This window comes from Brevirhabdus sp., from assembly GCF_052826345.1.
In genome coordinates this window covers 1-7,158 of record NZ_JBRBUA010000039.1, presented here as the reverse complement: position 1 = coordinate 7,158, position 7,158 = coordinate 1, and the positions used below count along the sequence as shown (strand labels likewise).

Here is a 7,158-nt window from a genome sequence, read left to right as displayed (position 1 = left end):
GGAACGGAATGACCCGGGACAGCGCCGTCATGCCCGATCCGCGCCGGTCGAAGTCGAGATAGTCGCGAGCGCGAAAGCTCGCCTCCAGCGCGGCTTCCATGTCATCGAGACCGCGCGCCCGCGCTTCCTTGTGGAAGGTTCGGAACAAGCCCATTCGCGAAGCGGTTTCCGCGATTTCGACCGTTTCCAGCACGCCGCGAAAGGACGTCAGCCGTTGCGCGGCCCACCCCTTGCGCGACAGGCGGGAAATGTCCCGCTCGGCGCGCACCTTCGCCAGACTGGCGGTTTCCTGCCCGCCAGTGATCCCGGCGGCGCGGGAATATCGCCGGGCCGTTTCCGAGCCCATGACGTCATCTGCCCCGCCGCGCAGGGATGCGGCGAGACGGCGAAGCGGCTTGCCGTAATAGACCCACGCCATGGTCTGGTCGCGGATGAAGTTTGCGCCGATGAAATCGAAACTCGTCGTGATGCCAAGGCGCAGGACGCGCGCGGGCATCGCGACAAGCTCCACCCAGAAATTGCGCTCCTGTTGCGACATGGACGTGAGCGCGCGGTACATCTCGCGACCGAAATCGCCGTCTGCCAGCCGCATAGCCCTGAGGTCGCCCCCGTCGCGGAAAAACACGATCGGCTCGCCCTTGTCGCTGATCATGGCGGGCCGGAAAATAGCGACCTTCTCGTCGCCGATCGCGCCTTCGAGCGCATCGCGCAGCGACACGATATCCGGCTTTGAAAGCCCGGCATTGCGCGCGGCCGTTTCGACGGCCTCCAGCGGATCGACCATCGTGGCGGACAGCTGTGAGACCGGGATTTCCTCGGCAATGCGCGACCCGCCGAGACCGGCCGTCTTCGCCAGACGATGAAGCGCCTTGATCACGTCGTTGCGCGCAATCGTCATGGCGGTTTCATAGGCGTCGGCAGCCAGGCTTTCGAGCGGGTTGATCACGTCGCGTTTCGACCCCTGAAACCGGCGCGACACGCCGTACTTGAGATCCTTGCCGCGCCGCGGTTTGCCGGATGGCGCCTTCTCGTCCGTCGCGCTGGAAAAGTCGCGCAGGCCCGGCACGTAGTCGACGATCTGCAGGCCCTCCTCATAGACGCGGGGCGTGATCAGACCCGCGTCCAGCTTCTTTTTCCAAAGCGCCAGGTTCCATTCATAGACCTTCTCGGCGGCGGTCTTGAATTGCGGATTTGCGGCCTCAAGCTCCCGGACGTTGGTCTGGTGATCGCCCATCGTCAGCTTGTCCGGCGCGCGCGGGATCCGCCCCGCACGATACCGCTCCCATTCGCCCAAAGCGCGGCGGCTCCACAGATAGGACCCGAACTCCTGCACCTTGGCATCGTCCCAGCCTGACAAAGCGTTCGGCTTGCCCGTCGCCTCGACGATCGCATCGCGCAGGGACGGTGTTTCCGGGTTGAGCCCGCGATAGGGCGCGACGCCATACATCACGTCCATGTGACCTGCGGAGAAGGCTCCGCGGCTCATGCGCGCCAGCTTGTAGGCGTCGCCGGAAATGTTGAGATTTAGCGACCTCCCCGTGTTGGCCTTGTGCAGGTCGGACAGATAGGACACCGCGCGCGACAGCGGGTTGAGATCGTCCAGGAAAAACGTGTAGAGCCGGCCGAGCACGTCCGAAATCGTGCCGCCCACCCCCTGCTCGCGCAATTCCTTGCGCGCCGTCTCCGTCCACCCCTTCTGCCGGGCGGACACGATGGTTGAGGAAACCGCGACGGTCGACGGCGCGCGGATGAATGCGTCGTAAGCCTCCGTCGCCGCGTTGATCGCGTCCCTGATCTTCGGGTCGGCGTCGAGCAATTTTCCGAACTCGCCGGCAAGGTCCGGCATGTTCTCGACGACATACGGGCGATTGGTCAGCCACAGGCGGAAGAACTCGGCAAAGCCCTCGTAGTCGCGCTTTGCGACCTGGTCGTAATCGAGCGGGCCCAGGCGTTCGGAGTGCTTCTTGATCCACGCTTTGACGGCCGGAACCTTTGCGTCGATATGGTGCCCGTACTCGTGTGTCAGCGTGTCGAAGTCGTCGAGAGATCGCACGCGGACCGCCCCGGAGCGGGTGTAGAAAAGCCCGAGCGCGCGAGGGTTCGTCATCCGGCCTTGACGGGTGGACGCCACGCCCAGCTGCCGTGCAAGCTCCTCGGCGGTTTCGCGCACGCGAGCGACCGGACCGGCTGACGGATCGCCGGACGACCCGCCAAAGGAACGGCGCCGCGTGCCCTTGCTCACGAACATCGAGGCGCGCGCGGGCTCGATGCCAAGGAATTCCTGTCCGGCCGTGCGCGGCAGGGTGTCGGGTCGCGCAGGCGCGGGCGCTTCTTGCGTCGCGACGCGCTCACCTGCCGCCTGTGCCGAGCGCACAGGCGTATCGTCAAGCCGGGCCATCGTCGCCTGGTCGGACAGAGCCTCACCCAGCGCCTGCGACGTGGCCGGCCTTTCGATGGCGACCTGCATTGTCGCATCTGCATCGGCGGATCGCGCGGCGGCGGCGTCCGAAACCCGTTCCGGCAAGCGCGGCGAGACCGTTTCAGTCGACGACGCTGCAGTCGCGGGCGGCGTTGCAGCGCCGGCGCCCGTAGCGGAAGTAACATCCGCCGGCGTCTCCGGTTGCGTCGATGTGTCGGGCTGGCCTTTCGCCGGGACAGTCTCCGCGACGGCGTCCGCCGGCTCGTCGAACCGGTCGAACGGATTTGCAGTTTCCCCTTCCGCCGCCACGCGGGCCGCACGGCGTTCGCCGACAACATCCACGCCCCGCGCCACCGCGCCACCGGCGCCGCCGATCACGCCGCCGAGTGCCGTTCCCGCGAGAAGCTGGACAGGATCGAACCCCTCACGAAAACCCGCGCCCTGCTCGATCCCCTGGATTGCCGTATCCGTCACCGCGTTGACTGCCGCGCCGTCCACCGCGCCGGCAAACACCCGCGCCCAGAGACCGGTCAACCCGGTTTTGCCCGTCGCGATAATCCTTCCGCCGAGACCGACGGGCAGAAAGTTTTCGACGCTGGCGGCCGTGCCGGCGACCTGCCCGCCAAGCGCGGCCGCGCCTTCCATGAACCCGGACCACTCGGGGAAGGCGGCGACTTGCTCGTCGAACTTCTGACGGTCGCGCCGCCTGGTTTCCGTGCTCGCGTCCTCGACAGCGCCAAGGATCGTGTTCGACCGATATCCTGCCTCGAAATTCAGCCTGAAACGCTCGGCAAGCCCCGGCGGGGGCGCCTCGCGGAGAACGTCTTCTTCTTCGTCGTCGAACTGATCGAAAATGTTACTCATCGGGAATGAACCCTTCGCCGGTCTCGTCGGTGAATTCCACCCCGCCCTCGACCCTCCGGCGATACGGGTCCTCGCGCCGCTGGGAAAGAACCCGTTCGGCGGCGCCCGCGCCGTATTTCTCATCGAACTGACGCGCCAGCGCGGGCTCGTCGAGAAGAAGTTGCATTGCGCGATAGGGCGGAAAGACGAATGCATCGGGCGGCGAGGTCGACGCACGCTCGGCGGCGGCGGTTTCCGCAAGCGTGGAGCCTTGGCGGCGGTCCGCCGCTGTCGGAACATCACCCCGGCTCATCCGCGAAAACAGACCCGCACCATACTCCGCCATCCGGCGATCGATGCCCTGCACCTCCAGAACCTGCCGCAGAACGGCGTCGGAATGACGCCCGTAGGCGCCCTGCACCTGACCGACCAGATCCTGCATTGCTTGTGACTGCGCGCGCGCATCGCCCGCACGGACAACAGAACGCGCAAGATCGGACGCCTCGGCCAGCGTCAATGGCTGGCGCGCCATTTCCGGGATTTCAAGAGCCGCCTGCGCACCAAGTCTGGCGTCGACAACGGCCAACAGGCTGTCCGGATCGTCGGGCGTCGCCTCGGCGGCGATTTCCGCCACACCCGGGAACGCCTGCTCGACGGCAAGCGCCGGATCGCGCTCGCGCAGACGGCCAATCTCGCGCGCCCGCTTCTCCGCGGCGGCAAGGACACGTTCGCCATTCGCGAAACCGGCCTCCCCCGCAACCGGCGCAAGGCTGGAAAGTCGCGCCTCGATATCGCCCGTCGACAGCGTTTCCATTCCGCTCACGGCTTCGAACACCTGCCCCGCCAGGTCCCGCCGCTCCTGCCAGGCCTCGTATTCCACCGGCGTCAGCGCGGCCTGGACGGTTTCGAGGTCGGCTCCGGCCTCGGCGAGATCCAGCGGCTTTCCCGTCGCCTCGATGGACGCCACGTCGTCGTCGAGCAAGCTCCTGATCCGTGCCTTTTCGACACGGGCAGCGCCGTCGCTGGCATTCGCCTCGGCGCGGGCGTCGCGGTACAGCGTTTGCGACAGCGCCTTGACGGTGGCGAAGGGCAGTTTCGCAAGAGGCCCCTCGCCGGATTGCCAGTCCTCCAGCAGCGACAGCGCGAATTGCTCCTTCTCGCCGGGCGAGGCGAGATTGTCGAAAACGCCTTGAACACGGGCGCGCGCCGCCGTTTCGGCCATCCGCGATTTCTGCGCCGCGCCCTGCGCGGGCGACAGCGTGCCGGCTTCCACTGCCGCATCGACCGCACGGCTTGACCGCGCCAGCTGGTCGGCAAGGATTGCGTCGCCTTCCGGATTGGCGCCAAGCGCATGCGCCTGTCGCTCGATATCGACGGCGCGGGCATCAAGCCCTTCGGCGACAGCCGCCGCTTCCTCGGCCTTTAGCCGGGCTTCCTGCCGGCTCGCGACATTGAGCGCGTAGCCGCGCGCCCGCCCTGCGAATGCCCGCTCAAAGGTCTCGCGCGCTTCCGGGTCCGCGAGCGCATCGTCCTGAAGGTAGTAATCGCGGATCTCGCCCAGCCTTGCGGAAAAGGCGGCGGGATCGTCCTTCAACTCCTCATAGGCGTTGGAAAGATCGGTGGACAGCCCCTGCTCGACACGCCAGCCGTACGCGCGGGTTGCCGCCGTGTCGAAGGCTTCGCCGCGAATTGTGCCATCGCGGCGCAGCTGCAGCGGTTCGTCGGACAATTGCGGCAGGCCGGAGCGCGTCGACACCTTGCCGCCGCCGTTCGCCTTCGAAATCCACTCGTTGGCGAAGTCGCGCGCCAGCATGGTTTCGGTGCCGCCGTTGAGCAGCACCTTGTCGCGGCCCAGCACGTCGACCGCCCGCGCATTCGGGCTGGCGAGCAGCTTGGACGCGCCGCCCGCGCCCTGCTGATGCGCCAGGTAAAGCTCGCCGGCCGTCGGGTCGCGCCCCAGCACCTTGCGCAGGGCGGCCGTATTGTCGCGCGCCAGCCGCGCCGCCGCGTCGGCCGCCTGCACCGGGTCGTACCGGTCCTTGAGCCCGTAGGCCGCTGCCGTCTCGTCGATGAACTGAAACACCCCGCCCGCGGAACTTTTCGGGTTCTTCGCCTTCGGATTGAACGAACTTTCGATCCCCGCGATCGTCAGCATCGCGCCAGGATCGACGCCATGCCTTTGCGCCGCCGCGACGATGGCGTCGCGTACGGCCGGCGGCGCGTTGACCTGCGCGCGATCGGGCGGACCGCGTCGCTCTTCCGCAATGGTCTCCGCTGCGCGCGCCTGCAGGTAGCCGGCCGCGCCGCGCTGCCCGGCGGAGAGACCGGCAAGCGCACCCTCGCGCGCCGCCGCCTGGTCGGCGAGCGCCTTGAGCCGCGAGGACAGGGACCCGGCGACATTGGCGAGCGCCCGCGCGCCCGCGCCGGTGTCGACGGCAAAATCCGGCACGCCATCGACGCGGGCGCGGGCGTCGAATTCGGCATATCGGCCGGGATCGCGGGATTGACGGTTTGCCATGCTCAGCCCCTCGCCGCGATGTCGATGCCGTACCCGACGCCCGTCCCGATCGCGCCGAGCAGCCCCCCGGCCCGCTCGCCGCGCGCCTTCGCGCGCAAGCCGCTTGCCCGCACGCGATAAAGGGCCGACTGCAGGTCGGTGTTCTGGCGACTGATCGACAGTTCGCTTGCGGCGCGACGCTTCGCGGCGTCGTTGGCTTGCTGGCCGATGCCGGCCGTGATGTCGATGCCGGCCGCGGCCGTCGCCACCTGGTTTTCGCCCAGGATGCGCATCAACTCCTGTTTCATTCGGGTTTGCTGCTGGGTGCCCTGCACCTTTTCCTGACCCGCCTGCAGGTCCGCCTGCAGCGCCGCCGTTTCCGACTGCCGCGCGGCGGATGCGCTCGCGCCCAATTGGCCGAGGACCGACAGCGCGGTGGCGCCACCCTGCAGGATGGTGAGCGCCGTCGAGCCGAACCCGCCGGCCGCGCCCGCAGCGCCGGCCGCGCCGCCGGCCGCAGCGCCCGCGCCGCTCAAGCCGAGCGCGCTACCCGCTTTCGCAATGGCCGCAATTGCCAGTTCCATAAGCGTTCCCCTTGATCATGCGACCAGCCTACAGCGCGTATTCCAGCGTCACCGACCGCACGGTCAGCCGGCCGGGGCGGATCTGCGAAATCGTCAGTTTCGGCTCCATCCCGAAGCCGGCAAGCCCCCGCACCGTGATCGTGTCGGTGACACCCTGCTGCAGCTCCGGCACATCGGCCGTCAGGCCCGTGCGCCGTAGCGGGATATCGCGCAACGCGCCCCGGTCCATGACCGCCAGGCTGGTTGTGTCGATAACGGAGATATGAGCGGAATGAAGCCGTGCGCGGCGTTTCAGCACCACGTTCGGGCCGATGTCGCGCGGCGGCGGCAATGTGGTCGCGACCGGCGGAGACCAGGTCCCGACGTATCCGGAAGACACGGCAAGCGGCAATGTCACGCTGCCGCCCGACGGCGTGAAAGGCCCCAGGACGTGACCGTCCGCGACAACCCAGATCTCGCGACCGTTGAAACGGGAAAGACCCGTCACCGTGTCGGACGGCGACCCGAACGAGAAATCGGTCGCCTCGTCCAGCAAGAGATCGCTTTCCAGCCGCTCCAGACGCCGACCGTCCGCCCGTTCGGCAAGGAACATCATCTCGTTTCGCCCGTTGACGGACGTGGCGATGAAATCGGCATCGCCGCTGGTCAAACGCGCATAAGCCATGATGTCCTGCTCGCGCAGGATTGTGACGAGCCGGGCGTCGCCGTTTTCCAGGACGATGGATTTCAGGTTGCCGCTGGTCGACTTCTCCGCCCGCTGGATCGCCATGTCGCGCACGTCCTGGACAAGATGCGCGCCGAGAAGCGACACGTCG

General features: G+C 67.6%; 4 protein-coding genes. All 4 read right to left on the bottom strand.

From position 1 onward, the window contains the following. Positions 1–3,283: hypothetical protein (locus ACU0BR_RS05220; RefSeq protein ID WP_446155788.1), on the bottom strand; the 3,283-nt coding region annotated here is incomplete at its 3' end. After that, a complete protein-coding gene (locus tag ACU0BR_RS05215) occupies positions 3,276–5,780 on the bottom strand; it encodes a transglycosylase SLT domain-containing protein (RefSeq protein ID WP_446155787.1) in 2,505 nt (834 codons plus the stop codon). The genes ACU0BR_RS05215 and ACU0BR_RS05220, both read right to left, overlap by 8 nt. Before the next feature lie 2 nt (positions 5,781–5,782). After that, entirely contained in the window at positions 5,783–6,343 is a 561-nt protein-coding gene (locus ACU0BR_RS05210) for a hypothetical protein (RefSeq protein WP_446155786.1), read from the bottom strand. A gap of 28 nt (positions 6,344–6,371) precedes the next feature. Continuing rightward, on the bottom strand, positions 6,372–7,158 hold a 787-nt coding region (locus tag ACU0BR_RS05205), incomplete at its 5' end, for a hypothetical protein (protein WP_446155785.1).